The sequence below is a fragment of the Nocardia sp. NPDC051981 genome (assembly GCF_040680715.1).
GTDB lineage: Bacteria > Actinomycetota > Actinomycetes > Mycobacteriales > Mycobacteriaceae > Nocardia.
The window spans coordinates 1-24,526 of record NZ_JBFAXK010000015.1; the positions used below are offsets into that span (position 1 = coordinate 1).

Here is a 24,526-nt window from a genome sequence, read left to right on the forward strand (position 1 = left end):
CGTCACCGGGCGCTCGCGGTTCACGGGCTGCCAAGGCCGTTCGGACGCTTCCATTTTCACGCGGCGCTCCGCGAGAACGTCTTCGGGGACCAGCACGGTTCCGGAACCGATGGGGCGCTACACCCTTGTGCCGCAGGCACTATCGGCGCGGCGGTGCCGCGGGCACGGTCACCGCGCCGGGGCTCAGATGGTAACGGGCTTGTAGGTGGAGATGGCCCAGATCACCACGACGTCGAGCGCGATGATGAGCAGCGACCAGGCCGGGTAGTAGGGAATCCAGAGGAAGTTCTCCACGATGGACAGGGCCGCCAGGACCAGGGCGGCGACCCGGCCCCAGGTGGTGCCCCGGAGCAGGCCGATCGCCACGACGATCTCGATGATGCCGAGGACGATGTGGATCCAGCCCCATCCGGTGGTGTTCATCTTGTAGACGTAGTCGTAGCCGACGACCAGCAGGTCGTCCGACGCCACCGCGGAAATGCCCTGCAGGATCGACAGCGCGCCGACAACGAGCAGCAGGATGCCCGCCGCGATCGTCGTTCCAGCGGCGAAGCCCTGTTTCAGTGTGGGTTCAGGACCAGTGCTTTGTGCCATTCGCCGAATATGCCACGGGTTTGCTGGCGAATGCGGAAAGCGCTGACACCGTGTTGCCGTGCCCTTGCCGCCCTGGAATTCGGGCCGGTCAGGGCGTGGTCAGCGCCTGCGAGACCGCGGTGCCGAACGGCAGGTCCGCGGTGGTTTTCACCTTGGTGTAGGTGCCGCCGGTGCGCTGGGTGAGCGTCTGCAGGGTCTGGGTGCCGGGGCCGCCGACCACGATGACGTCGATCCGCACCGGATGCGCCGGATCCGTCGCGGCGGCGATGTCGGCGAGCAGCTGATCGCCGGTGACCGTGGAATCGTCCTCGGGGCCGTCGGTGATCAGCAGGATCGAATTGGTGCGGGCCGCGGCGTAGTTGGCCAGCACGTTCTTGTAGGCGGCCTGCAGCGTGGGATAGGTGCGGTCCGGCTTGGAGGTGCTCGCGGTGACCGTGGTCAGGGCCTGGCTGATGGCGGTGCGCTGATCGTCCGACAAAGGCGCGGTCGGGGTCAGGACCTTGTAGGGGTTGTTCCCGTCCAGGTTCTTCGAGTACTCCCACACGCCCAGGCCGAAGCTCGGCGGCATGACGCCCATCGTGGACTCCAGTGCCGCGGCCGCATTGGCGAGACGGGTGCCGAAGCCCTCGGTGGTGGACATGGAGGAGGAGACATCGAGCAGCACGGTGGCCTGCACACCGAGCACCGGATGGGCGAGGATCTGGCCCACCTTGTCCAGGACCGCTTTCGCCGGGACCGGGGTGGTGGCCGGGGGTGCGGCGCCGAAACCATTGTCGGTGAACAGCTTCGACTGGTCGGGGGCGCGCAGGAAGTCGGCGAACAGGCCCGCGATCAGATTCTGGGTCTGGTCCACCCAGGAGCCGGTGAGCTCAGCGGCCGGGTAGTCGGCGACCGGGCCGGCGCCATCGGGGCGGAATGCGGTCAGGCCGTTGCGGGCCCGGATCTGCTGCTCGGTGGCGGCCACCGCGTGCACGGGAGCGGTGGCCGGGTCGGCGGCCCCCGAGAGGTCGGTGAGCGCGCCGGTCACGTCCTTGGCGGCGGGCGCGCCCGCGGCCAGGCCGGAGATGGCCGAGACCACCTGACCGGTGGCGACGGCCTTCTCGTCGAGGGGATCGGTGCCGGAGACACCCGAGCCGACCACAGCCGCGATGGCCAGCGAGCCGTCCCCGGCGGGCATGGCCAGGCGCAGCTTGCCCCAGGTGGGCAGCCCGAGATCGGCGAGCGAACCCTCTTGCAGCCGGGGCAGGTCCGACCAGTGCACCTTGGCGGTCTCGAGGGCGCGGCGCAGGTCGTCGGGGACGGCCAGGGAAATGGGGCTGACCGCGATGGGGGCCGGGGTGCCCGCGATCAGGCCCGGCACGCGCATCTGCTCGACCGAGCGGGAGGACTCCGGAATCCAGAGCGCGGGCTGCGGGCCCAGCGCCGGATCCCACGCCTTGCCGGAGGTGAAGGCCGCGACCATGGCGGCCGAGGGCTGTGTGGCCACGGCGACCTCGGCGCAGTGGTCGCGTACGTGCGGTTTGGTGGCGTTGAAGCGGTCGGCCGCGGCCTTGACCGGGGTGAGGATGTCGGGATCGACGGTCACGTTCAGGGTGGCGGTGCCCTCCACGCAGGAGGCGGCGGCGCGGCTGTCGCGCTCCTTGGACCGATCCGACAGCCAGGCCCAGCCGACGACGGCCAGCGCTAGCACTGTCACCGCGACGACTGCGATAACCGGTCCCTTGCTGATACCTCGTGACCCGCCCGCGGCGCGATGAGTTCCCACGAGCGACCATCCTATGTTGACGGGTTGGTAGCCACCTGTGCCAGGCGGTTACGCGAAACCCGACCGGCCTGGACCCGGCGGCGCAGCGACGACAACGGCGGTGACTCCGAGGGGAGTCACCGCCGAGGTGTCAGTCGCGAATCAGCTTGCCGCGGTCGTACTCGTGACCGCCCCAGACGCCGGACTGGCCGGTGCGGGCCGCGAAGTCACCGCATTCGCGGCGGATCGGGCAGGCCGCGCAGATGGTGCGGGCGTAGTCGAAGTCCTGCGAGGGGTACGGGAACCATGCCTCGTGGTTCGGGTCGCCCTTGCAGGCCGCGCGCTGCCAGTAGTCCTTCGAGTCGGAGATGGGCAGCAGATCCGCCAGGGTCGGCTCCCGAAGTGCAGTGTTCGTCATCGGATCTCGCTCCTCTCATGTCCGATCACGCGGTGCGGGTGTTCTTCGTTCATCGAGATCGGTCCCGGTCCTGGGATTCAGGACGCCGCCAGTTCCTTCCAGACCTGACGCTGGGCCCGCTCTCTGTCATTGGGGGCTTTGGGCTCCCACAGCAGGCGCATGCCGGCCTCCTCGGGAGTCCGGTCCGCCTTGTACGTATTGCAGGGGCCGCACGCGGCGATGAGGTTGGCCCAGGTGTTGGGCCCACCCTTCGAACGCGGGCGGATGTGGTCGACGGTGCGGGCCCAGTCGTTGCAGTACCCGCAGCGGTAGCGGTCGCGGCGCAGGACCGCGGCCAGGGTGGCGCGGCTGTCGTCGTCGTGCACGAGAATCCGGTGCTCGAGGTAGATGTAGCGGTGCAGCCGGATGGTCTCCGGCAGCGCCAGCTCCAGGTGCTTCGATCGGATCGGGAAGTGCGGCCGCCGATCGGTGACGGTCTCGGCGGCGCCGCCGAGCAGCAGCACCACCGCGCGCTCGGCGCGGATCGTGGTCAGCGCCTCGTAGGAGGCGTTGAGCAGCAGCACTCCGGCGTGTATCCAGTTGTCGGTGGTTATCTCCGGGTCGTCGGCGTGACGGAACAGCATGGGGGTCACCATGTTTCGTGAAAGGGATCGAACAGAAGGTAGGGAGTTGCCCGCTTACGCGTGGGCCTGGAGACGGCCGATGTTCCGGTCGTCGCCGCGCAGGCTGCGCTCGGCATGGCGCACGAGTAGGGCGCGCTGTTCGGGCGAACTCGGATACTGTTCGCTGAACCACGGATTCATTGCCGTCTCCTCCTCTCCTGCTGGTCACGACCTTGACGGTCGGCTGATCATCGGTGAAAAACATGGTGGCACAACGGACCTGCCGTTGTCGTCGTGATTTTCCGCGACCCCCTGCGAGGATGACAACGAGCGAGGTCGCGTGATTGTTCCAGGGAGAGCAGAATCACATCGTGGATTCACTGGCAGGTAACCGTACCGGCGGCGGTTGTGCGGGTGCGATTCATCACCGGTTACCTGCCGGGTCTACCGTGGCGAGTGCTCGGGAGGAGCCGCGTCATGGAATTCCGACATCTGGTTTCGTTCATCACGATTGCCGAGGAGTTGCACTTCGGCCGCGCAGCGCAGCGCCTTCATCTCACCCAGCCAAGTTTGAGCGCTCAGCTCCAGAAACTGGAGAAGTCGCTCGGAGTCCAATTGGTCGCCCGTAATTCGCACGAGGTCCGGCTGACCGCCGCCGGGCGCGAGTTCGAGGTGCAGGCCCGTCAGATCGTCGCCCAGATGGACCGGGCCGCGCGGGCGGCCAAGGCCACCGCCGAGGGCCGTGCGGGCACGCTCAATATCGGATACAACCTGCCGGCCAGCCGGCATGTGCTGCCGGAGACCCTGCTGCGCATGACCGAACGCCGTCCCGACATCGTGGTCTCGCTGTGGGAGAAGCGCACGGGACCGCAGCTGGCTGCGCTGTCGGATGGATCCCTCGACATCGCCCTGGTGTACGGCCACCCCAGCACGGTGGAGTTCCGCTACCGCCGACTACTACACCGGGTGCCGCTGGTCGCCGTGGTGGGCCGGCGGCACCGCTGGGCCGATCGGCCGGGAGTGCCGTTCGCGGAACTACAGGGACAGGATTGCGTGCTGTTCACCCGCGAGCAGTGTCCGGCCATGTACGACACCATCTTCCGGTGCGCCGCCCAGACCCGCATCTCGCTCAACGTGGCCCACCACGCCGACGATCCGGGTGCGACGGCGCACATGGTGTCGGTGCGGCCGCTGGTCGGGTTCGCCTCGCTGCCGCGCGCGATCTCCATGGGAATGGGTGCGCCCGGCAGCAATTCGGTGGCGGTGAAGTTATTGGATCCGGTGCCCACTCTGGACTTGTATGCGGTGTGGCGGGCCGAGGAATCCAATCCGGCGGTGGAGGCGTTTCTCGATTGCGTCGAATCCGCGGAACCGGCACCACTCGATGATCCTCGCCCGGTTTCCGTGGCGGCGATTCGATAGGCAATGACTTTCGCGCGGTAGGAAGGCCGGTCGGGCGGCGACGAGAATGATTGCCGCCCACCAGAATTCATTTCGTGAACACTGCGCCTGTCACGAAGACCACGCCTGTCACGAACCCCGGTTCCGGCATCCCCGCTACGCCGGTCGCCGCCCGATCCGATACCGGCAACGGTGTCGAACCGGCAGCCACGGCCGGCCTGTACGAGATGGTCGCCACGGCGGCGGCCCGGCATCCCGATCGGGAGACCCTCGCCGACCGTGAGGGCGCGCCGCTGACCTGCGCCGAACTGGACCGCCAGGTGCGCGCGGTGGCCTCCGCGCTGCTCGACCGGCGGGTGGCCGCCGGGGACCGGGTGGCGGTGCTGGGCCGGACCGGCCTGGCCTGGGCGCTGCTGGACTGCGCGGTGCTGGCCATTGGCGCGGTGGTGGTGCCGGTGTATCCGACCTCCTCGCCCGCCCAGATCGAGCACATCCTGACCGACAGCGGCAGTGCGTATTCCGCGGCGGAGACCGCCGCGGACGCGGAGCGGCTGCGCGCCGCGGGCGCCGGCGAGGTCTGGACCTTCGAGGACATCGCCGCCTGGGCACGGGGTCCGGTGCGGGCCGACCTGGACGAGTACATCGCGCCGGTGCGGGCCGACGACCTGGCCATGATCGTCTACACCAGCGGCACCACCGGAGTGTCCAAGGGCTGCATGATCACGCACCGCAATATGTACGTGTCGTCGGCCAACACAGTCCGCCAGACCGGTGAGCTCTTCGACGGCGTCACCGCGCTGGCGCTGCCGCTGTCGCACGTGTTCGGGCAGACCATGCTGTTCGCCTGCCTGTTCGGGGGCGCGAGAACCCATCTGCTGCCGGGCATTCCGGAGCTGGTGCCGGCGCTCGCGCGGCTGCGGCCGACCTTCCTGTCGCTGATTCCCTACGCGCTCGAGAAGATCCGCAAGCACTGCCGCTCGCTGCTGACCCCGGATGCCGAGCAGGAAGCCGTGGTCACGGGCCTGCTCCGGTTGCAGAACGGCGACGGGCCGGTGGCCTCGGAGGATCCGGTGGCCGCCGCGCTGGGCGGCAGGTTGCGCTATGTGATCTCCGGCGGTGCGTCCCTGGACGATTCGACCGCCGGGTTCTACGCGGGCTTCGGCACGGTCATCCTGAACTGTTACGGCCTGACCGAGGCGGCCACCGCGGTGACGGTCAGCGCCCCGGAGACCAACCGGCTCGGCACCGTAGGCAAGCCGATTCCCGGGACCTCCGTGGGGATCGCGAACGACGGTGAGGTGCTGGTCAGCGGCCCGCACGTGTCGCCCGGCTACTGGGGCGCCGCCCGTGACCAGCGTCCGGTGGACGACGAGGGCTGGTTGCACACCGGGGACATCGGCGTCCTCGAGGACGGCTATCTGCGCATCACCGGCCGCAAGAAGGAGATCCTGGTGACCTCCGGCGGCAAGAACGTCGCGCCCGCCCCGCTCGAGGATCGGGTGCGGCTGCATCCCCTGGTCAGCAATTGCATGGTGGTGGGGGAGGGACGGGCCTTCGTCACCGCGCTCGTCACCCTCGACGCCGAGCGCGTGCAGGCGTGGCGACTCGAGCACGCCGACCAGGACCCGGCGACCGCCGTTCAGGTCGCCGTCGACGACGCGAATTCTCTCGTGTCCCGCCCGGAATCAATTCGCGAGTTCCGGATTGTGGCAGGCGATTTCACCGTTGCCAACGGATTGTTGACCTCGTCACTGAAATTGCGCCGCGCGGCCATCGCGGAGACCTATTCGACCGATATCGATCTCCTCTACTCGACGAAGCGAAAGTGAATTGAGCATGTACGACGTCATCGTTGTCGGTACCCGGGTTTCGGGTTCCCCGCTGGCCATGTTGCTGGCACGCAAGGGTTATCGGGTGCTGGCGGTGGACCGCGCGCAATTCCCGAGCGACACCCCTTCCACGCACTACATTCACCAGGCCGGTCTGAGCCTGCTCAAGACCTGGGGTCTGCTCGACCGTGTGGTGGCCACCGGCTGCCCGCCGGTGCGGCACCTGAACTTCACCTACACCGACATCGACATCCGCGGCATGGCCGACCCGTCGACCGACGGCATCGACGCCGTGTACTGCCCGCGCCGCACCGTGCTGGACAAGATCCTTATCGACGCGGCCGGTGAGTCGGGCGCCGAGATGATCGAGGGCTTCACCGTCACCGGCCTGCTGCGCGACGGTGACCGGGTGGCCGGAATCCGCGGCCGCGTCGGCGACGGTCCCGAGCAGCAGTTCCGCGCGCGCTTCGTGGTCGGTGCGGACGGCGCCAACTCGATCGTGGCCAAGGAGGTGGGCGCGCAGGTCTACGAGGGTTCCGAGGCCGCGTGCTTCGTCTACTACTCGTACTACGAGGGCCTGGACTGGGGCATGAACCACCGCACCGGTTTCGGTGAGCAGCAGTTCGCGGCCTGGCCGACCAACGACGACCTGTACCTGGTCGCGGTCATGCGCAAGCGGGACCGGTTCCGCGAGTTCCGCGCCGACCCCGATGCCGGCGTGCAGGAGATCGTGGACCAGATCGACCCGGAACTCGGTGCGCGCCTGCGGGATACGGGCAAGCGGGCGGAGCCGTTCCGTCCCATGCTGTACCCCGACAACTACCGCCGCCAGTCCTTCGGCCCGGGTTGGGCGCTGGTCGGCGACGCCGGTTACCACAAGGACCCGTTCACCGGCTGGGGCATCACCGACTCCTTCAAGTACGCCCAGCTGCTGGCCGACCTGGCCGACGAGAGCCTGTCGGGCGGACGGCCTTTCGAGGAGACCCTGCCCGAGTACCAGCGGGAGCGCGACGCCCAGAGCGCCAGCACCTACGAGCTGACCCTGAGCATCTCCGAGCTGAGCCTGACCCCGTACTACGACTCGGTGTTCCGGGCGACCAGCATGAGCCCGGACTACATCAAGAAGTTCTTCGGTCTGATCGCCGGGCTGTACCCGTCGGAGAAGTTCTTCGGTGAGCAGGAACTGGCCGAGCTGTACGAGCTGGTCGGCTTCCCAGAGGCGGCGCGCCACGTCTCCAAGGCCGAGGCGTCGCTATGAGCACCCCGGGTCTGATCGCACTGGGCGACAGCTTCACCGAAGGTCGCGGCGACCCGGCCGCGGCCGGCGGGTACCGCGGCTGGGTGACGCGGCTGGGCGGCCAGCTCGGGATGCGCCCGGGCGCCATCCGCAATCTGGGCGTGCACGGCGCGACCACCGGTGACGTCCTGCGGCAGCAGCTGCCGCGGGCCGGTCGCACCGAGCTGTACGGCGTGGTCGCCGGGGTGAACGATCTGGTGAGCGCCTTCGATCCGGAGGCGTTCGAGGACAACCTGAATTCCCTGTTCGGCACGCTGACCGGCACGGGCGCAACGGTTTTCACCGCCGACTACCCGGATATCCCCGCGCGCCTGCCGGTTCCGGAGAACTTCCGGGGCCTGCTGCGCGAGCGATTCGCCTTCGCCAACGCGGTCATGGCCCGGGTCACGGCCGCCCACGGCGTCCTGCTGCTGGACCTGTCGGTCCGCCCCGAATGGGAGCTGGCCGGCACCTGGACCGAGGACGGGCTGCACCCGAGCCCGTCCGGTCATCGCCTGTTCGCCGCCGCCGCGGCAGAACTGATCGCGTCCACCACCGCCACCATCGTCGCCGCCTGAGCGACACGGCTCACCACACCATGGTTCGAGAGGATTTTCCGTGACGGACGACAGACGCCTGGCGCGCGACCCGATTGCCATCGTCGGGATGTCGGGCCTGCTGCCCAAGGCACGCAACCATCGAGAGTACTGGCAGAACATCGTCGACGGTGTCGACTGCACCGAAGAGGTGCCTGCCTCCCGATGGAGCCTGGACGACTACTACGACGCCGATCCGGCGGCGCCCGACAAGACCTACTCGCGACGCGGGGCGTTTCTGCCCGACGTCGACTTCGATCCGCTCGAGTTCGGGCTGCCGCCCAACCAGCTCGAGGTGACGAGCACCATGCAGACGCTCAGCCTCGGAGTGGCCCGCGATCTGCTTGCCGACGCGGGCGCGACCGGGTCGGCCTGGTACGACCCGGGGCGCACCGGCGTGGTGCTGGGCACCACCGGCCCGGTCCCGCTCATGCATCCCCTCGCTGCCCGGCTCTCGACGCCGGTGCTGAAGGAGGCCGCGCGTTCGGTGGGCCTGTCCGAGGGTGACGCCAACGCCATCGCGGACCGCTTCGTCGCGGCTTTCGCTCCGTGGGAAGAGAATTCGTTCCCGGGCCTGCTCGCCAACGTGGTCGCGGGCCGCGTCGCCAACCGGCTCGGGCTGGGCGGCATGAACTGTACCGTCGACGCGGCCTGCGCGGCCTCGCTCGCGGCCATCCGCACGGCGATCGCGGAACTGCGCGACGGCCGTGCCGATCTGATGATCACCGGTGGCGTGGACACCGAGAACACCATCTTCATCTACATGTGCTTCAGCAAGGTCGGCGCGCTCTCGCACGGCGGGCGGATCAGCCCGTTCGGTGCCGGCGCCGACGGAACGCTGCTGGGCGAGGGCATTTCGATGCTGGCGCTGCGTCGGCTCGAGGACGCCCGTCGTGACGGGAACCGCGTCTACGCGGTGATCCGCGGCCTGGGTTCGTCCAGCGACGGGCGGGCCAAGAGCATCTACGCGCCGGTAGCCGAGGGTCAGCGGGTGGCCCTCGACCGCGCCTATGCCGACGCCGACTGCTCGCCGGCCGATGTCGAGCTCATCGAGGCGCACGCCACCGGCACCGCGGTCGGTGACAAGACCGAGCTGATCGCGCTGAAAGGGCTGCTGTCCGAGGCGACTCCGGAGACCCGGTTCGCGGCGCTGGGCAGCGTGAAGTCCCAGATCGGTCATACCAAGGGCGCGGCGGGCACCGCCAGCGTCATGAAGCTGGCGCTGGCGCTGCACCAGAAGGTGCTGCCGGGCACGATCAATGTCGACGCGCCCAATGCCGAGATCGCCTCCAGCGCTGCGCCGTTCTACGTGAACTCACGCACCCGCCCGTGGATCCTGGACCCGCAGCGCCCCGTGCGCCGGGCCGCGGCCTCGGCAATGGGCTTCGGCGGCACCAACTTCCACCTGGTGCTCGAGGAAGCCGACAGCGAGCGGACCCCGCTGCTGCATCGCACGCCCCGCGCGCACCTGTGGCACGCGCCGGACGTGGCGGGCCTGATCGACGCGGTCCGCGGCACCGAGGCCACTGACGGCGGCGACATTCCCGAGCAGCACGCACGCGTCGGCTTCGTCTCCCTCGACGACGACTCGGCCGCGGACCTGCGGGCGCTGGTGGTCGAGGAGCTGGTGCGCAATCCCGAAGCGCCGCAGTGGGATCACCCCGAGGGCGTGTACTTCCGCGCGTCGGCACTGCCCGACCGCAAGGTGGGCGCGCTGTTCGCCGGACAGGGCAGCCAGTACGTCGACATGGGCGCCGATGCGGCACTGAACAATCCGCCGGTGGGCGCGGCGTTCGACGCCGCAAACGCCGCCTTCGCCGAGGCGCCGGTGCGACTGGGCGCGGTGGTCTTCCCGCCGCCGGCCTTCGACGACGAGACCCGTGCCGAGCAGGACGACGCGCTGCGCCGCACGGAATTCGCGCAGCCCGCCATCGGCGCGCTGTCGGCTGGGCAATTCCGGTTGCTCAGCGAGTACGGCTTCAAGGCCGACGGCTATCTGGGGCACAGCTTCGGTGAGCTCACCGCGCTGTGGGCTGCCGGTGCGGTGACCACCGAGGACTTCTTCGCCCTGGCGCGCGCACGCGGCGCGGCCATGACGGTCCCCGAGGGTGTCGAGGCGGGCACCATGGTGGCCGTCGGCGCCGCCCGCGAGGAGATCGAGCAGGTCATCGCGGAGGTCGAGGACGTGTGGATCTGCAACCACAACGCCCCCGATCAGGTGGTGGTCGGCGGCGGCACCGAGGCGGTCGCCGCAGCCACCGCGCTTTTCACCGAAAAGGGCTGGATCACCAGGGCGTTGCCGGTCTCCGGCGCCTTCCACACCCCGTACGTGGGGCATGCGGTGGAGGCGTTCGGCGCGGCGGTGGCCGGGGTGGAGATCGGGACGCCCGACGCCACCGTCTACGCCGACACCCGCGGCGCGTCTTACGGTGCGGACCTCGAGGCCAACCGGGCCACGCTGACCGCCCAGCTGAGCAATCCGGTCGAGTTCTACGACGCGCTCACCGCCATGCGGGCCGACGGCTGCACGGTGTTCGTCGAATTCGGTCCCAAGCAGGTGCTGACCTCATTGGCGCGGCGCACCTTCGGCGACGAGATCATCGCCATCGCCACGGATTCCGGTCCGATCGGCAACGGCGATCTGGCACTCAAGCGGGCCGCGGTGCGCCTGGCCGTGCTCGGCTTCGACCTGCGCGGCATCAACCGCTACGGTGCCGCCGAGCCCGCCGCCCCGGCCGCGAAACCCGCTATGGCGGTAAGCATCTCGGCTCCCGAGTACGTTCCCGAGGCGCGCCGCAAGGCCTACGCCGCCGCCCTGTCGGACAGCTACCAGCTCTCGGTCGCGGCCCCGGCAGCCGCCCCGGCCCCCGCTCCCGTCGCCCTGGCGGCCCCCGTGGCTCCGGCCCCGGCCGGCCCGGCCGGCAACCGTCATCACGCCAATGGCATCCATGCCCCCAGTACCCTGGAGAAACCCGTGACCGCGGAACCGCAGTACCGCATTCCCACGCCGGGCGCCCTGGACAGCGCGCTCGTGCAGCACCTGCACACCCACCGCCATTACCTCGACGGCCAGCTCGAACTGGCCCGCGATCTGGCGGGCGCGCTGCGCCACGGCCAGGTCGACGAACTGCTGGTTCGCGCCATCGAGGCGGTCAAGGACCACGGCGTCGCCATCAGCGAAAGCCATTCCCGCGCTGGTGACGTGGTGGCACAGCTGGCCGAACTGGAGGGCGGGTCCGGAGTGACCCGCGCCCCGTCGATCCCGGTCTACGTCGAATCGGCCGTGAGCAGCCCCGCGCTGACGCAGGCCGCTCCGCCCGCCCCGGCGGCCGCCGCGCCCGCCCTGGAGCCTTCGGTCGCGGTGGCCGCTCCGGTCGCCCCGGTGCAACCGGAACCGATTGCGTCCGTGAGTGTTCCGGTGCGGCAGGCCGCGGCTGCTCCCGTCGGGCAGCCGGCCGACGCGGCGCTGTCCGCCGACGCGCTGCGCCAGGTGCTGCGCGAGGTGGTCGCCGACAAAACCGGCTATCCGGTCGAGATGGTCGACACCACGATGGATCTGGAGGCGGATCTGGGGGTGGATTCGATCAAGCGGGTCCAGGTGATCGGCGCTCTGCAGGAACGGTTCCCGGAGCTTCCGGTGCTGGGACCGGAACAGCTGGGCACACTGCGCACGCTCGATCAGATCGTGGGCGAGCTGGCCGGGGGTGATGTCCGCCCAAAAGCTGAGGCCGCGGCCGAAACGCCGCGGCACGTCGTCGAACTCGTCGAGCTGCCAGCGGTGGATCCGGCCGTGGATCCCTACCGCCCGGCCGGGCACGCCGTGCTGGTGTGCCTGGACGAGTCGGCCGAAACCGACTGTGAGGCCATCGAGGAACTGCTGCGGGCCCGCGGCTGGTCGGTGCGCCGGGCGTCCGGTCCCGACGCGGTCACCGGCACCGGTCCGGTCGACGCCTGCGTCGTGGTCGCCGGTGTGGCGACCGAATGGGTTCAGGCGCAGGCCATCCTGAGCGACGCCATCCTGGTGGCCGGGCAGGTGCTGCCCCGGCTGCGGGCGGCGACCGGCCGGGCCGGGTTCGCGACCATCACCCGGCTCGATGGGCACCTCGGATTCCGTGGTGACGCGGAACCGGTGGCGGCCCTGCTGGGCGGCCTGGGTGGACTGGTGAAAACCCTGGCCGCGGAACAGCCCGCGCTGTTCTGCCGGGCTCTGGACATCGACCCGCGAATACTGCCACAGCGGCTGGCCGAGGTCGTGCTCGAGGAACTCTGTGACACCGCCGTCGATACTCCCGAGGTCGGCATCGACGCCGACGATGTCCGCCGCACTCTGGTGCCGAGTCGGCACGATGTGGCACGCACCGTGGAAGTCATCCGCGCCGGAACAGATTTCGGTCCGTCGCTGCTGACGGCCGACGACACCCTGGTGGTGACGGGCGGGGCCCGCGGCGTCACCGCTACCTGCGTGCTCGAACTGGCCCGCACCAGTGAGTGCCGCTTCGTCCTGCTGGGCCGCACCGAGTTGACCGACGATCCGGACTGGGCCAGCGGTGTGGCCGATGCCGATCTGAAGCCCGCCGCAGTGCGTGCTCTGGCCGGGGCCGGGGTCACCCCGCGCGATATCGACCGCACGTGCGGCGAGATCCGCGCGGTCCGTGAAATCCGTTCCACCCTGGCCGAACTCGGCGATCGGGCGGAATACCTCGCCGTCGACGCCACCGACACCGCGGCCCTGACCGCCGCGCTCGCGCCGTGGCGTGCCCCGGCGGCAATCGCCGATGCGGGGGAACCTGCGTCAGGCCAGGCGGCCTTCGCGCCGAACGCGGCGCGAAACGGCTCGAACGACAGCGGAATCTCACCGGCGGCCGCCGGTGTGCGGCGTGGCGCGATCACCGGTGTGGTGCACGGGGCCGGAGTGCTCGCGGATTCACTCATCCCGGATAAGACAGCCGAGTCGATCAGGCGGGTGCTCGGGCCCAAGCTGGCCGGGCTGGCCGCTGTGCTGGAGGCGGCCGGAGACGTTCGGCATCTGGTGCTGTTCACCTCGGTGGCCGGACTGTTCGGCAACACCGGACAGGCCGACTACGCGGCGGCCAACGAGGCGCTGGGCCGGTTCGCGGTCAGCTGGGGCGCCCGGGATCCGGACCGCCGGGTCACCGCCCTGGACTGGGGCGCCTGGGACGGCGGCATGGTGACTCCCGAACTGCGGGAACACTTCCGGTCCCGCGGCGTGCCGCTGCTGGCGCCGGCCGCCGGCGCCGCCGCGTTCACCGCGCAGTTCTCGGCCGCCCGCCGTTCCGAACCGGTGCTGCTCATCGGTTCCGCCACCGCCCTCTCGGCGGCGAGCGCGGAGCCCGCGCCGGTGCGGGCCCGCCGCGGGATCGCGGAACTGGTGACCGAGCCGGTGATCGAGGCGCACCGCATCGGTGAGTACATCGTGCTGCCGGCCACCTTCGGGCTGGGCGCCATGGTCAACCTCGCCGAACGCACCCGGCCGGGGCGGATCGTGGTGGGGGTGCGCGGCTTCCAGGTGCTCAAGGGCCTGGTGTTCGATCACCCGATCCCGAGCATCGAGGTGGAACTCGAGCCCGCCGACCCCGTGGACGGCCGGATCGCGGTGCGGGCCACCGTCTTCGGTGCGGGCGCCGCCCGGTTCGGGGCCACCCTGCTGCTCGGCGACGAGCCCGAAGCCGCTGCCCGGCAGCAGGTTCCGGCCGGTCCCGGTAGTGACGCGAGCTACGTCTACCGCGACGGCATCCAGTTCCACGCGCCCGCCCTGCAGGGGCTGCGCGCGGTGCGGTCGGCGAGCGACGCGGCCATCGTCCTGGAATGCGCGCTGAGCGCGGATCCGGTGGCGCACGGCAGCTTCGCGAGCCGTCTGCACGATCCGGTCCAGGCCGATCTGCTCCTGCAGTGCCCGCTGGTGCTGGGACACCGGTTGCTCGGCGCGGCCTGCCTGCCGCTGGGCGTCGGCCGGATCGACTACCACCGCCCGCTGCCGGCGGGCGAGCCCTTCCTGGTGGTCGTCGACAACCCCCGGGCGAGCCGGATGGAAGCCCTGATCGACTCGACCGCACTGGCCCTCGACGGCACGGTGCTGCAACGGTTCTCGGATGTCGCCGTGCTCACGACACCCGATCTGACGGAGAAGTTCCAGACCTCGGTGAGGGGGTGGACGGCATGACAGTTCTCGACTTCGACGGCATCGCCTTCGATCCGACGGGCACCCGGCCGCAGGCCGTGGCAGCGCCCACTCCGGCGGCGGCGCCCGCCGCGCCGGAGCAGGTGACATCGGTTGCGCAGCAGGCGAGTTCGGCGCTCGCCCCGGTGCACGCGCCGCAGTCCGGCGCCGGGCCGGTGCATCCGGTCGCGGCGGACGCGATCGCCGCCATGCGGGCCGGCGTCATCGAGGCGCACCGTGCGGCGCTGACCGCGCAGACGGCGCTGCAGCGGGAAGTGTGGCGACGGGCCCGTGCCGCGACCGTGGGTGCCGAGGCCGCCACCCACGCTCTGCCGGCGGCAGCCGCGGCGGTCACGGCCGGTGCGCAGCAGGCTCCGGTTCCGCCGAGCACTCCGGTGTTCCTCGCCCCCGAGGGCGCCTTCAAGCCCCTGGCCCGCACCGCGGTGTCGCGGCTGGATCGGGCGGCGCTCGAGCGGCTGGCCGCCGGAGAGCTGAGCGCGGTGTTCGGCCGCACGCATCAGCGCACCGGCGTCGAGGTGACGGCCCGGCTGGCGGCCACGACGCCGCTCACCCTCACCGAGATCGAGTCCATCGAGGTGTACGGCGGCACCGGCAACGGCCGCGTGCTGGCCCGCTTCGACGGTGATCCGCGGGCGGCCGCCCTGCAGGCCGCCGAGCTGTTCGCCCTGTACACCGGGATGCCGCTGTGCCTGTCGGGCAGCACACTCACCGGCGGCGTCGGGGAGACCGAGGCCGGATTCGGCAGCGGCATCGTAGATCTGGTGGTGGACCGGCTCGATCTGGTGCCGCGCCCGTTCCTGCAGGCGACCGCCACCCTCGACGGCGGCGCGGCCCTGGCCGTCACCGTGATGGTGGCCGAGCGGCTCGGCGCCGAGGTCGGCCCGGGCCAGGCGGTGCCGCGGGTGTTGCTCAACGAGTTCCACATGGCGCACCTGGCGCGCGGCGACCAGGCCATCGCCATGGGCCCGGAATTCGCCGAGTACACCGGCGTGCGGGCGACCCGCCTGCCCACCGGCGGACTGCTGCTGGTGGATCGGGTGCTGCGCTTCGACGGTGAACGCGGCAACCTCGAATCCGCCTCGTACGACACCGAATACGATTCACCGGCCGACTCCTGGTACTACGGCGACACCGCCAACGACTCCATGCCGCACTTCGTCTACATGGAGACCTCGCTGCAGGCGGCGCTGCTCATGGGCTACTATGCGGGGCCGACGCTGACCCAGCCGGGTACCACCCTGAGCCTGCGCAACCTGGGCGGCACCGCGACGGTGTTGCGGCAGATCGATCTGCGCGGCAAGACGATTCAGCAGTCCTCGCGGCTACTGTCGACCACCATCCTGCCGGGTTCCTCGTTGCAGACCTTCGACTACACTCTCAGCGTCGATGGTGAGCCGTTCTACCGCGGCGAGACCATGTTCGGCTACTTCAGCGATCAGGCATTGGGCAACCAGACCGGTCTCGACGCCGGAAAGTACGTGCCGAGCTGGCTGTCGGAGCATCCCGAGGCCGCCCCGCGCGTCATCGACGTGGCCGCGCGCCGCGCCGATCCCGCGTCGCCGGCCTGCTCGCGACGCAAGCTGGCGCTCATCGACCGGGTCGAGGTGGTCGACGAGGGCGGCAACTACGGTGCAGGCTACCTGCGTTCGCTGCGCACCATCGATCCGCAGGACTGGTTCTTCGCCCGGCACTTCCACCTGGACCCGGTGATCCCGGGTTCGCTGGGCGTCGAGTCGGTGATCCACGCCGTGCAGGAGTGGATGCTCGACGCCGGATTCGCCGACGGCATGGCCGATCCGGTGTTCCGGATTCCCCGCGACATCGCCTTCAGCTGGCGCTACCGCGGTCAGTTCCTGCCCACCGACGGCACCGTCGAGCTCGAGGCGCACATCAAGTCGGTGCACCGCGGGCCGCACGGCGCGACCGTCGTGGTGGACGGCTCGCTGTGGAAGCCGGGCCTGCGCATCTACGAGCTGATCGACCTGGCCATCGAACTCGCCGACCGAAAGGCGCTGTCGTGACCACCCTCCGGAATCCGGCCGCCGACACGGCCGAGGAGATCGCCGCGCTGCTCGGCGACCTGGACCGCCCGTGCTGGATCATCCGACACGACGGCCGGGTCGCCGCCACCGCCGACGAGGGACTTGCCGCACGCGGCCGGATTCTCGCGGCGGTGGGGCCGCTGCCCCCGGAACGACTGGGCGACAGCGCCTTCCGTGCCGCCCACGGGGTTCGGGCCGCCTACGCGGCCGGGGCCATGGCCAACGGCATCGCCTCGCCCGAACTGGTGATCGCCATGGCCGAGGCGGGTTACCTGGCCAGCTACGGCGCGGCCGGGGTGCCGCCGGCCGGGGTGGAGGCCGCCCTGGCCGAGCTGTCCGCCCGGCTGCGCGCAAAGCCCTACGCCGTCAACCTGATCCACAGCCCGTCCGAGCCCGCCCTGGAACGAGCCATCGTCGATGCCTGCCTGCGCCATGACGTGCAGTGCGTGGAGGCCTCGGCGTTCATGGACCTCACCGCCGAGGTGGTGCGCTACCGGGCGGCCGGGCTCGCGGTGAATCCGCAGGGCGGCATCGAGATCCGGCACCGGATCATCGCCAAGGTGTCGCGCGTCGAGGTGGCCGAGCTGTTCCTGCGGCCCGCGCCACAGCGACTGGTTACGCCGCTGGTCGAGAGCGGCCGCATCACCCCCGCCCAGGGTGATCTGGTCACCCGGGTGCCGATGGCCGACGACATCACCGCGGAGGCCGATTCCGGTGGCCACACCGACCGCCGCCCGCTGGTGGTGCTGCTGCCCGAGCTCATCGCCGCCCGCGACCGCGTCGCGGGCGGCGTGCCGGCCACCGCGATCGTCCGCATCGGCGCGGCCGGCGGCATCGGCACCCCCGACGCCGCCGCGACCGCCTTCGCCATGGGGGCGGCCTACATCGTGACCGGTTCGGTGAATCAGTCCGCGCGCGAGGCACAGCAGTGCGAGGCCACCAAGCGGCTGCTGGCCACCGCGCAGTTCGCGGACTGCGTGATGGCGCCGTCCTCGGACATGTTCGAACTCGGGGTGCAGGTGCAGGTGCTGCGGCGCGGCACCATGTTCGCCACCCGCGCGCAGCGCCTCTACGACCTCTACCGGGCCTACGACGGCATCGACGCCATCCCGGCCGAGGTCCGGGGCGATCTGGAGGCCACCCTGTTCCGCCGTCCGTTGCAGACGGTGTGGCAGGACTGCGTGGCCTTCTTCACCGAACGCGATCCCGCGCAGCTGGTTTCGGCCGAACGTGATCCGAAGGCGCGGATGGCGTTGGTCTTCCGCTGGTATCTCGGCCTGTCCTCGGGCTGGAGCATCCGCGGTGAGGCCGAACGGGCGGCCGACTACCAGATCTGGTGTGGCCCGGCCATGGGCGGGTTCAACACCTGGGCGGCGGGCAGCTATCTGGCCGAGCCCGCCAATCGCGCGGTCGCCGATATCGCCGATCAGCTCATGACCGGGGCGGCCTACCTGACTCGCGTCGCGCAGCTGCGCACCGCCGGGGTGCGGCTTCCGGCCGCGGTCGCCCGGTACCTGCCTCGTCCGATGGAGGAGTGATGACCATTCTCGACACCGGCACCTCGGCCGGCACCACCTGGATGGTGTGCCCCGGGTGCGCGGCCATGATCTACGTCAAACGCTACGAACGCGGCGACCGGGTGTGCCCGGAATGCGACAGCCACGGCATGCTCACCGCCCCGCAGCGGATCGAGCTGCTGCTGGACCAGGACAGCGCCACGCCCCTCGCCTACGCGGCGACCGTGCCGGACCCGTTGGTGTTCACCGATTCGCGCCCCTACCCGGACCGGCTGGCCGACGCCCGCCGCCGGACCGGACTGGACGAGGCCGTGGCATGCGTGCGCGGCACGCTCGGCGGGGTGCCGGCCGTGGTGGCCGCCATGGACTTCCGGTTCCTGGGCGGCAGTCTCGGCAGTGCGGTCGGCGAGGCAGTGACCACGGCCGCGGAAGTCGCACTGGCCGAACGCCGTCCGCTGATCCTGGTCACCGCCTCTGGCGGGGCGCGGATGCAGGAGGGCATCGTCGCCCTCATGCAGATGGCCAAGACCAGTGCCGCGCTGCGCCGTCTCGACGACGCGGGCGTGCTGACCGTCTCGGTCATCACCGATCCCACGTACGGCGGTGTCGCGGCCTCCTACGCCACCTCCACCGACGTGATCATCGCCGAACCCGGTGCGCGCCTGGGGTTCGCGGGCCCCCGCGTCATCCGCCAGACCATCGGCCAGACGCTGCCCGCCGGGTTCCAGACCGCGGAATTCCTGCTCGAGCACGGCGTCGTCGACATGATCTGTCACCGGTCGGCGCTGCGCGACCGGCTGATCCGGCTGGTGGGCATGACCGTTCGCCCGGCGCGGCCGTACGCCAACGACGCCGAGGCGGTGTTCACCGATCCGGCCGCGCTGGCGCCCGCCGATCCGTGGGAGCGGGTGCGGGCGGCCCGGCGGCTCGGCCGGCCCACCACCTTCGACCACATCGCCGGGGCCTTCGAGGAGTTCGTCGAGCTGCACGGTGACCGCCTCGCCGCCGACTGCCCGGCCATGGTGGCCGGACTCGCCCGCCTCGACGGGGTGCCCGTGGCGGTGATCGGCACCCAGAAAGGCCATACCGCAGCCGAACTTGCCGCGCACAACTTCGGCATGCCGACGCCGCCGGGCTACCGCAAGGCCGCGCGCGTGCTGCGGCTGGCGGCCAAGCTCGGCCTGCCGGTCGTCACCCTCATCGATACCGCCGGCGCCTACCCGGGCATTACCGCCGAGGAGCAGGGGCAGGCGGTGGCCATCGCCGAGAACCTGAAACTGCTTGCCGGCCTGCCGGTTCCGGTGATCGCCGTGATCACCGGTGAAGGCGGTAGCGGGGGAGCGCTGGCGCTGGCCGTCGCCGACCGGGTCCTGGTCTGCGAGAACGCCGTCTACTCGGTGATCAGCCCCGAGGGGTGCGCGTCCATCCTCTGGCAGGACGCCGCCGCCGCGCCCCGTGCCGCACAGGCGCTGCGGGTGGACGCCGCCGCCCTGCTCGAACTCGGCATCGCCGACGCGGTCATCCCCGAACCCGAGGGTGGTGCGGATCGGCAACCGGCCGCGGCCACCGCGCTGCTGCGCCGTGCGCTGCGGCAGGCGGTGCACGAACTGCGGGCCTGGTCCGCATCCGACCTGCGCGCCCACCGGCACGCACGCTTCCGAGCCTTCGGCGTCGCCCGAAACGATCTGCAGGAGTACCGATGACCGACAACGGCAGCACCCTCGTCCGTCCCGATAGCACCTCGTCCGCGTCCGGCGCCGCTGTGGTGAGCGCCGCCGAGGCCGACCACAGCCTCGCGGTCCTGGCCCGGCACACCCTGGCTGTCCGCGCGGGCATCGTGCCTGCTCCCACCACGGTGATCGTGGCCAACGGGCCCGTGGTCCTGCACGTGAGCTGGGACGGCGGCCGCACCGACGGCGCGGTGGTGGCGCAGCCCGCCGGGACCGTTCAGCCCGCAGTGGCCGTCGCGACCGCGCCGGAGGCGGGCGCGACCGCCGCGCAGCCGGAGAATGGTTCGCAGACAGCGACATTCACTCTGAACGCCGAAACCGTCGGTGTCTTCTACCAGTCGCCCGAGCCCGGCGCCGCCCCCTTCGTCGCCGAGGGCGACCCGGTGCGCGCCGGTCAGCAGGTGGCCATCATCGAGGCCATGAAGCTCATGATCCCGGTGACCGCGGATCGCGAGGGTGTGGTGGCCGAATTCCGGGTCGAGGACGGCGAATCCGTGGAGCACGGGCAGCCGCTGATCGTCTTCGAGGTGCTGCGGTGAGCCCGGTCGCCGGGGCGACGCGGCCCATCCGCAAGCTGGTGGTGGCCAATCGGGGAGAGATCGCGGTGCGGATCATCCGGACCTGCGCCGAGCTCGGAATCGCCACCGTGGCAGTACATTCGGCCGCCGACCGGGATTCGCTCGCGGTGCGGATGGCCGACGAGTCGGTGCAGATCGGTCCCGGCCCGGCCAAGCGCAGCTACCTGTACGTGCCAGCGATCATCGAGGCAGCCCGTGCCACCGGCGCCGACGCAGTCCATCCGGGCTACGGATTCCTTTCGGAGAACCCCGATTTCGCCGAGGTCTGCCAGGCCGAGGGCCTGGTGTTCGTCGGCGCCCCGCCCGCGGTGATGGCCCGGCTGGGCGACAAGTCCACCGCCCGCGCCCTGATGGCCGACGCGGGCCTGCCGCTGCTGCCCGGCAGTCGCGACCCGGTCGACACCGTCGACGAGGCCCGGGATCTGGCCGGCGACATCGGTTACCCGGTGATCCTCAAGGCGGTGGCCGGTGGCGGCGGCCGCGGCATGCGGGTGGTCCGCGATCCGGGCGACTTCGCGGCCGCCTGGCAGCAGACCCGCGCCAACGCGACCGCAGTCTTCGGCGACGGCCGACTCTACGTGGAGCGCTATCTCGAACCGGCCCGCCACGTGGAGGCCCAGATTCTGGCCGACACGCACGGCCGGGTTGTGCATTTGGGCCTGCGCGACTGCTCGCTGCAGCGCCGGCACCAGAAGCTGGTGGAGGAGGCGCCCGCCCCCGGGCTCTCCGACGAGCTGGCCGAGCGGATTGGCGCGGCGGCCGTGCGCGGTGCCGAGGCGGCCGGGTACGTCGGTGCGGGCACGGTGGAATTCCTGCTCGACGGCGACGGGCAGTTCTACTTCATGGAGGTGAACTGCCGTCTGCAGGTGGAACATCCGGTCACCGAGATGATCACCGGCATCGACCTGGTGGCCGAGCAGTTGCGGATCGCGGCGGGGGAGCGGCTGACCGCCGAGTCCGGTGGGGATCCGCGCGGCGTGGCCATGGAGTGCCGCGTCAATGCCGAGGATCCGGAGCGGGAATTCGCCCCGGCCCCGGGCACTCTCACCGAATGCGTGCTGCCGGGCGGCCAGTTCGTCCGGGTCGACAGCCACATCTCGCAGGGCTATTCCATTCCGCCGCACTATGATTCGCTACTGGCGAAAGTCGTGGTGTGGGCTCCCGACCGGGCCGCGGCCATCGACCGTATGCGGCGCGCGCTCGCGGAGACCCGCATTCGCGGCGCCGGCGTCGCCACCACGGCGGAATTCCTGCACGACGTGCTGGATCATCCCCGATTCCGGGCCGCCGCCCACGACACGGCGTTGATCGGTTCGCTCACCGGTCCGGTGGGGGCGCGGGCATGATGGAGGGCGGCCGCCCGCAACGCGAAGGAGCCCGCGCAGATGACCATCGACGCCTGGGCGCAGCATCCCACCGCCCGCTTTCTCGCCCATGACATGTTCGACTCGCTGCGGCGGTGGACCGATGCCATCCCCGCCGGTGAGATCCCGCTGAAATCGACGCTCGCCGCCATGGACGCGGCGGGCGTCGACCACGCCCTGCTGTCCGCCTGGTGCGCCCCGGAGGGCGTCCTCATCTCCAATGACGAGGTCGCCGCCTGGGTCGCCGAAGCGCCCGACCGGTTCTCCGGCATCGCCTCGGTCGACCTGCGCCGGCCGATGACGGCAGTCCGCGAGCTCCGCCACCGAGTCCAGGACCAAGGTTTCACAGCGTTGCGCGTACTGCCCTGGCTGTGGGAGGTCCCACCCACCGACGCCCGCTTCTACCCGCTGTACGCCGCCTGCGTCGACCTCGGCATCCCCTTCTGCACCCAGGTCGGCCACACCGGCCCTCTGCGGCCATCGGAGACGGGCCGCCCGATTCCCTACATCGACCGGATAGCCCTGGACTTCCCCGAACTGACCATCGTGTGCGGCCATGTCGGCTATCCGTGGACCGAGGAGATGATCGCAGTCGCCCGCAAGCACCCGGGCGTCGTCATCGACACCTCGGCCTACACCACCAAACGCCTGCCCCTAGAACTGATCTCGTACATGAAAACCCGCAGCGGCCGCCGGAAAGTGCTGTTCGGCACCAACTTCCCGATGATCTTCCCCGAGCACGCCCTCGCGGGGCTGGACGACCTGCAACTCGACGACGAAACCCGCGCCCTGTACCTGGACGGCAACGCCCGCCGCGTCTTCGGACTGTGACAGCTGCCGGCCGCACACTGCCCTGTCCACTGGTTCCGATGAGCGCGGATCGTTGGACGCCTACTTGAGACCCGAACGGACGAAGGCGTTCACGATGTGCCGCTGCAGGACCAGGTAGAGCAGAAGGACCGGGAGGCAGGCCAGGCCGGCTACTGCCATGAGCGGTCCCCATTGGTCGCCCTCGGTGCCCATGAAGCTGCGCAGGCCGAGTTGCAGGACGGAGTTGGAGCGGCGGAGGACTACTGCGGGCCAGAAGTATTCGTTCCAGGCGTTGATGAACAGGAGAATTCCCAGCGCTGCCAAGGCGGGTCGCAGGTTCGGGACCACTACCGTCCACAAGATCGACCAGGATGAGCGGCCGTCGATGCGAGCCGCGGCCACCAGCTCCTTGGGGAAGGCGGCCAAGTGCTGGCGCAGGAGCAGTACGGCCAGCGCCGAGCACAGGGTGGGCAGTACTGCGCCGACCAGGGTGTCGAGGAGGCCCAGGCGGGTCAGGAGGATGTAGTTGGGCAGCATGCTGACCTGGAACGGGACCAGCCAGGTGCCGACGAAAGCCAGGTAGAGCAGCCGCTGGAAGCGGAAGGTGTACAGGCCGAAGGCGTAGGCGGCGAGCAGGGCGATGAGCAGCTGACCCGACGCCGAGAGTGCCGCCACCACAAAGGTATTCAGGATCAGGCGGGGGATGTCGAGCTGGTGGGCGGCGTCGGTGAAGTTCGACAGCGACAGCGGCCAGGGCAGCGGTGACAGTGAGGTGACGTCCTCGGGCCGGCGCAGCGCGGTCGCGAAGAGCCAGTAGATGGGGAAGACGCACAGGACGGCCGCGCCCGCCAGCAGCACATGGCCGCCGGCGGAGCGCAGCCGGTCGGGCAGCGAGGTTTCAATCATCATGGAAGGCAACCTTTTCCGAGATCCAGACCAGGCCGGCGGCCACCACACCGAATCCGAGGAACAGCAGCACACCCGCCGCGGCGCTGAGGCCGGCGTCGAAGCTGTGGAACGCGTATTCGTAGAGCAGGTAGTAGATGTTGGTGGTGGACTGCGCCGGACCGCCCTGGGTCATGGTGTCGATGAGCGGGAAAGTCAAGGTGGGACTGAGCAATACGGTGGTCAGCACCAGGAACAGCACGGTGGGGGATAGCAGCGGCAGGGTGATCCAGCGGCGGATCTGCCTCGGGGAGGCCCCGTCGACGCTGGCGGCCTCGTCGTAATCGCCGCTGATGCCGGCCAATCCGGCCCACACCACCAGCACGGCGAATCCGAGCAGCTGCCAGCCGGTGATGCCGACGATCACCCACTGCGCGGTCTGCGCGTCGTAGACCCAATTGCGTTGCGAGCCAACGACACTGTCCACGAAACCGGTGCGCGGGTGCAGCAGCCATCGCCACACCGCGGCCACCGCCACGGGCGCCACCAGGAACGGCGCGAAGATCAGCGCGTGATAGACCGTTCGGGCACGCGGGCCCACCCGCCGGCTGGCCAGCGCGATCAGCACCGGCAGCGCGACCGTGAACGGCAGCAGCCCGGCGATCATCCAGACGGTGCGGCGCACGGAGGCCCAGAACGCCGGAAGGTCCACCAGCCGTTCGTAATTCGCCATCCCGACGGGTCGCATGGGCTGGGTCGGAAGCAGATTCCAGGAGTAGGTCGACAGTTGCAGGGCTTGCACCAGCGGCTGGTAGGTCCACACCACCAGCAGGAACAGCGCGGGCGCGAGATACAGATACGGTGTGGCGCCGCGCAGTACGCGGCGCAGCAGGGCGCGGTGCGGCCGCGCCGCCGGTGTCGCAGCGATCACCGGCGGCGCG

Annotated in this window: 18 protein-coding genes; 11 read left to right on the forward strand and 7 right to left on the reverse strand. The window is 70.5% G+C overall.

What is annotated here, in order from left to right; translation table 11 throughout:
• Window positions 1–183: 183 nt before the first annotated feature.
• The 5 genes from AB0L60_RS24445 to AB0L60_RS24465 all read right to left on the reverse strand — a co-directional run bounded on the left by AB0L60_RS24445 (window position 184) and on the right by AB0L60_RS24465 (window position 3,559).
• On the reverse strand, window positions 184–594 hold the full coding sequence (locus AB0L60_RS24445; protein WP_364617808.1) for a hypothetical protein: 411 nt from the start codon (window positions 592–594) through the stop codon (window positions 184–186).
• Window positions 595–682: 88 nt separating this feature from the next.
• Complete coding sequence (locus AB0L60_RS24450) at window positions 683–2,290, reverse strand: substrate-binding domain-containing protein (protein ID WP_364617810.1); 1,608 nt, start codon at window positions 2,288–2,290, stop codon at window positions 683–685.
• Window positions 2,291–2,489: 199 nt separating this feature from the next.
• Window positions 2,490–2,756: a WhiB family transcriptional regulator gene (locus tag AB0L60_RS24455; RefSeq protein ID WP_354831710.1), complete on the reverse strand. Its 267-nt coding sequence runs from the start codon at window positions 2,754–2,756 to the stop codon at window positions 2,490–2,492.
• A gap of 77 nt (window positions 2,757–2,833) precedes the next feature.
• Window positions 2,834–3,379, reverse strand: coding sequence for an HNH endonuclease (locus AB0L60_RS24460; RefSeq protein ID WP_364617813.1), 546 nt, complete (start codon window positions 3,377–3,379; stop codon window positions 2,834–2,836).
• 54 nt (window positions 3,380–3,433) lie between these two features.
• Entirely contained in the window at window positions 3,434–3,559 is a 126-nt protein-coding gene (locus AB0L60_RS24465; RefSeq protein WP_364617815.1) for a hypothetical protein, read from the reverse strand.
• 276 nt (window positions 3,560–3,835) lie between these two features.
• Here AB0L60_RS24465 and AB0L60_RS24470 point away from each other — a divergent pair, with 276 nt between their 5' ends.
• From AB0L60_RS24470 to AB0L60_RS24520, 11 genes are all read left to right on the forward strand, one after another.
• Window positions 3,836–4,780 (forward strand): LysR substrate-binding domain-containing protein, encoded by a 945-nt coding sequence (locus AB0L60_RS24470; protein ID WP_364617817.1) that lies wholly within the window; start codon window positions 3,836–3,838, stop codon window positions 4,778–4,780.
• Window positions 4,781–4,854: 74 nt separating this feature from the next.
• Window positions 4,855–6,588 (forward strand): AMP-dependent synthetase/ligase, encoded by a 1,734-nt coding sequence (locus tag AB0L60_RS24475; RefSeq protein ID WP_364617819.1) that lies wholly within the window; start codon window positions 4,855–4,857, stop codon window positions 6,586–6,588.
• A 7-nt stretch (window positions 6,589–6,595) separates the two neighbouring features.
• On the forward strand, window positions 6,596–7,846 hold the full coding sequence (locus tag AB0L60_RS24480; RefSeq protein ID WP_364617821.1) for an NAD(P)/FAD-dependent oxidoreductase: 1,251 nt from the start codon (window positions 6,596–6,598) through the stop codon (window positions 7,844–7,846).
• Window positions 7,843–8,442, forward strand: coding sequence for an SGNH/GDSL hydrolase family protein (locus tag AB0L60_RS24485; RefSeq protein ID WP_364617823.1), 600 nt, complete (start codon window positions 7,843–7,845; stop codon window positions 8,440–8,442). The genes AB0L60_RS24480 and AB0L60_RS24485 overlap by 4 nt, the downstream gene beginning before the upstream one ends.
• A 40-nt stretch (window positions 8,443–8,482) precedes the next feature.
• Window positions 8,483–14,641, forward strand: a complete 6,159-nt coding sequence (locus tag AB0L60_RS24490; RefSeq protein WP_364617825.1) for a beta-ketoacyl synthase N-terminal-like domain-containing protein — start codon at window positions 8,483–8,485, stop codon at window positions 14,639–14,641.
• Complete coding sequence (locus AB0L60_RS24495; protein WP_364617827.1) at window positions 14,638–16,680, forward strand: beta-ketoacyl synthase; 2,043 nt, start codon at window positions 14,638–14,640, stop codon at window positions 16,678–16,680. Before AB0L60_RS24490 ends, AB0L60_RS24495 begins: the two co-directional genes overlap by 4 nt.
• Window positions 16,677–18,239 (forward strand): PfaD family polyunsaturated fatty acid/polyketide biosynthesis protein, encoded by a 1,563-nt coding sequence (locus AB0L60_RS24500; protein WP_364617829.1) that lies wholly within the window; start codon window positions 16,677–16,679, stop codon window positions 18,237–18,239. Before AB0L60_RS24495 ends, AB0L60_RS24500 begins: the two co-directional genes overlap by 4 nt.
• Window positions 18,239–19,921, forward strand: coding sequence for an acetyl-CoA carboxylase, carboxyltransferase subunit beta (gene accD, locus AB0L60_RS24505; protein ID WP_364617831.1), 1,683 nt, complete (start codon window positions 18,239–18,241; stop codon window positions 19,919–19,921). The genes AB0L60_RS24500 and accD overlap by 1 nt, the downstream gene beginning before the upstream one ends.
• Entirely contained in the window at window positions 19,918–20,487 is a 570-nt protein-coding gene (locus AB0L60_RS24510; RefSeq protein WP_364617833.1) for a biotin/lipoyl-containing protein, read from the forward strand. Before accD ends, AB0L60_RS24510 begins: the two co-directional genes overlap by 4 nt.
• Entirely contained in the window at window positions 20,484–21,872 is a 1,389-nt protein-coding gene (locus AB0L60_RS24515) for an acetyl-CoA carboxylase biotin carboxylase subunit (protein WP_364617835.1), read from the forward strand. The genes AB0L60_RS24510 and AB0L60_RS24515 overlap by 4 nt, the downstream gene beginning before the upstream one ends.
• A gap of 39 nt (window positions 21,873–21,911) precedes the next feature.
• Window positions 21,912–22,721: an amidohydrolase family protein gene (locus AB0L60_RS24520; RefSeq protein WP_364617837.1), complete on the forward strand. Its 810-nt coding sequence runs from the start codon at window positions 21,912–21,914 to the stop codon at window positions 22,719–22,721.
• Window positions 22,722–22,781: 60 nt separating this feature from the next.
• Here the strand turns inward: AB0L60_RS24520 and AB0L60_RS24525 are convergent, their stop codons facing one another.
• Together AB0L60_RS24525 and AB0L60_RS24530 are read right to left on the reverse strand one after the other, a co-directional pair.
• Complete coding sequence (locus AB0L60_RS24525) at window positions 22,782–23,609, reverse strand: carbohydrate ABC transporter permease (RefSeq protein ID WP_364617839.1); 828 nt, start codon at window positions 23,607–23,609, stop codon at window positions 22,782–22,784.
• Window positions 23,599–24,477 (reverse strand): sugar ABC transporter permease, encoded by an 879-nt coding sequence (locus AB0L60_RS24530; protein ID WP_245550437.1) that lies wholly within the window; start codon window positions 24,475–24,477, stop codon window positions 23,599–23,601. Before AB0L60_RS24530 ends, AB0L60_RS24525 begins: the two co-directional genes overlap by 11 nt.
• Between the last annotated feature and the right edge of the window lie 49 nt (window positions 24,478–24,526).